Source organism: Halorubrum sp. SD612, assembly GCF_002135005.1.
Genome location: NZ_NEWI01000245.1, coordinates 1 through 2741 on the forward strand (window position 1 = coordinate 1; position 2741 = coordinate 2741).

A 2741-nucleotide genomic window follows, 5' to 3' on the forward strand; every position below is an offset into this window, starting at 1 on the left:
GCCCCGCACCTCGCGCCTCCCCAGCCTCGTCAGTCGCCTCCGCTTCGCTCCGGCGACTGACTCCCTCGCGCGGTGCTGTCTCGCGGCCGCCGATGACGGCCGCTCGTCGGCACGCGCCACCGCAGAAGATTTTCGAGGTCTGCGTCGCCTATCGCAGGAACTCGATCGCGGCGCCCTGCCCGAAGCCGACGCAGAGCGTCCCGAGGCCGCGCTCGGCGTCCCGCTTCTCCATCTCGTGGAGCAGCGTGACGGGGAGCCGCGCGCCCGAGGCGCCGAGCGGGTGGCCGAGCGCGATGGCGCCGCCGTTGACGTTGTACTGGTCCTCGTCGATGCCGAGCTCGCGCCGCGAGTACTCGCACTGGGAGGCGAACGCCTCGTTCAGTTCGACGAGGTCGTAGTCGTCGATGTCCGTGCCCGCGCGGTCGAGCAGGCTCCGGGTGGCGGGCACCGGGCCGATCCCCATCACGGTGGGGTCGACGCCGGCGACCGCGTTCGTGCCGACCTCGGCGAGCACGTCGAGCCCGTGCTCCTCCGCGAACGCCTTGCTCGTGACGACGGTCAGCGACGCGCCGTCGGAGATCTGCGAGGAGTTCCCCGCGGTGACGCTGCCGTCGCCGGTGAAGGCGGGCGGCAGGTCGGCGAGCTTCTCGGCGGTCGTGTCCGGGCGGATCCCCTCGTCCGCCTCGACGAGCCCGTCGTCCGTCTCGACGGGGACGATCTCGTCGTCGAAGCGGCCCGACTCGGTCGCCTCGGCGGCGCGCTGGTGGCTACGGGCGGCGTACTCGTCTTGGGCCTCGCGGCTCACCTCGTACTCCTCGGCCACCTTCTCTGCGGTCATCCCCATCTGGAGCTGGAAGATGTTGTACTGTTCAGACAGCTCCGGGTGGAGGTGTTCGTAGGAGTCGCCGTCCATCGGGACGCGGCTCATGTTCTCGACCCCGCCCGCGATGATACACTCGCGGTTCCCGGCGGCGATGGCGTCCGACGCCGAGATGATCGCCTGCATCGAGGAGGCGCACCAGCGGTTGATCGAGGTGGCGGGCACCGACTCACCCAGCTCCGAGAGGAGGGCGATGACGCGCGCGACGTTGTTGTCCTGCTCGGTGCGCTGCTGTGCGACCCCCCACATCAGGTCGTCGACGTGGTCGCTCGTCAGCCCCGTCTCGTCGAGCGCATGGTCGATGAGCGTCGTCGAGAGGTCCTCGCTGCGGACGTCCTCGTAGACGCCGCCGTCTTTCCCCTGCGGTGTTCGGTAGGCGGCCGCGATCACGGGCGTGGTCTCGTCTGTCATGAACGATCACAAGCCCGACGACGTATTAAAACGCCGTGGAACGAGCGAGAATCGATCCGAAGTTTATCGTTTACGCTCCAGCAGGCTCTCGCCGGTCATCTCATCGGGGCGGTCGCGCTCCATCAGGTCGAGCAGCGTCGGGGCGATGTCGCACAGCGACCCGGCCTCGCGGACCCGCTTCGCGCCGTCGTCGCCGTCGGGCGTCAGGTAGACGAACGGGACCGGGTTGTACGTGTGGGCGGTGTGGGGGTCGTCCGCGGTACCCATGTCGTCGGCGTTGCCGTGGTCCGCGGTGACGACCGCGTGCGCGCCGGCGTCGGCGACCGCGGAGAGCAGGCGGTCGAGCTGGGCGTCGACGGCCTCGACCGCCTCGACGGCCGCCTCGAAGTCGCCGGTGTGGCCAACCATGTCGGGGTTCGCGTAGTTCAACACGAGCAGGTCGGGGTCGTCCGACGCGATGGTCTCGACGGCCTCGTCGGTCACCTCGGGCGCGGACATCTCCGGTTGCTGATCGTACGTCGGCACGTCCGGGCTCTCGACGATCGTCCGGATCTCGCCCGGGAACTCCACCTCTCGGCCGCCGTTGAGGAAGTAGGTGACGTGAGGGTACTTCTCCGACTCCGCGATCCGGAGCTGCGTGCCGCCGGCGTCCGCGACGACCTCGCCGATCGTGTTCGCGGGGATCTGCGGCGGGAACGCCACCGGGAACTCAAAGGTCTCGTCGTACTCGGTCATCGTCGTCATGCGGACCTCGGGCTGGCCGAGGTCGAACTCCCACTCGGGCCGCGTGTCGGTCAGCATCCGGACCAGCTGTCGGGCGCGGTCGGCGCGGAAGTTGAAGAATATCACCGCGTCGCCGTCGGCGAGGGCGGGCTCGTCGGCGACGAGCGTCGGCTCGACAAACTCGTCCGTCTCCCCGCGGGCGTGTGCCTCTCGGGCGGCCGCAACCGCGCTCTCGGCCTCGTTCGGGGCCTCGCGACCGACGATGGCGTCGTACGCCTTCTTCGTCCGCCCCCAGTTCTCGTCGCGGTCCATCGCGTGGTAGCGCCCCGTCACGGTCGCGACGTGACCGGTGCCGCGCTCGTCGGCCTTCGCGGTCACGTCAGCGAGGAACTCGTCGGCGATCTCCGGGGCCGTGTCGCGGCCGTCGGTGAACGCGTGGCTCGTGGCGGGCACGCCCGCGTCGGCCGCGGCGTCGATCAGCGCGAGCAGGTGGTCCACGTCCGAGTGGACGCCGCCGTCGGAGACGAGCCCCATGAAGTGGACGCGGCCGCCGGTCGAGTCCGCGTGGTCGAGCGCGGCCGCGACCGCGTCGTTGTCCGAGAGCGACCCCTCCCCGAGCGCGTCCGTGATCCGGGTGTACGCCTGCTTCACCACCCGGCCCGCGCCGATGTTGAGGTGGCCGACCTCGGAGTTGCCCATCTGTCCCTCGGGGAGCCCCACGCGCCGC

The 2741-nt window shown here is 70.4% G+C and carries 2 protein-coding genes; both read right to left on the minus strand.

The annotated features are described in order from the left end of the window. Nucleotides 1–148 precede the first annotated feature (148 nt). Nucleotides 149–1291 (minus strand): thiolase family protein, encoded by a 1143-nt coding sequence (locus tag B9G38_RS15845; protein WP_086221015.1) that lies wholly within the window; start codon nucleotides 1289–1291, stop codon nucleotides 149–151. A gap of 63 nt (nucleotides 1292–1354) precedes the next feature. Next, nucleotides 1355–2741, minus strand: a 1387-nt coding sequence (gene gpmI, locus B9G38_RS15850) for a 2,3-bisphosphoglycerate-independent phosphoglycerate mutase (protein ID WP_086221016.1), incomplete at its 5' end; no start/stop codon positions are given.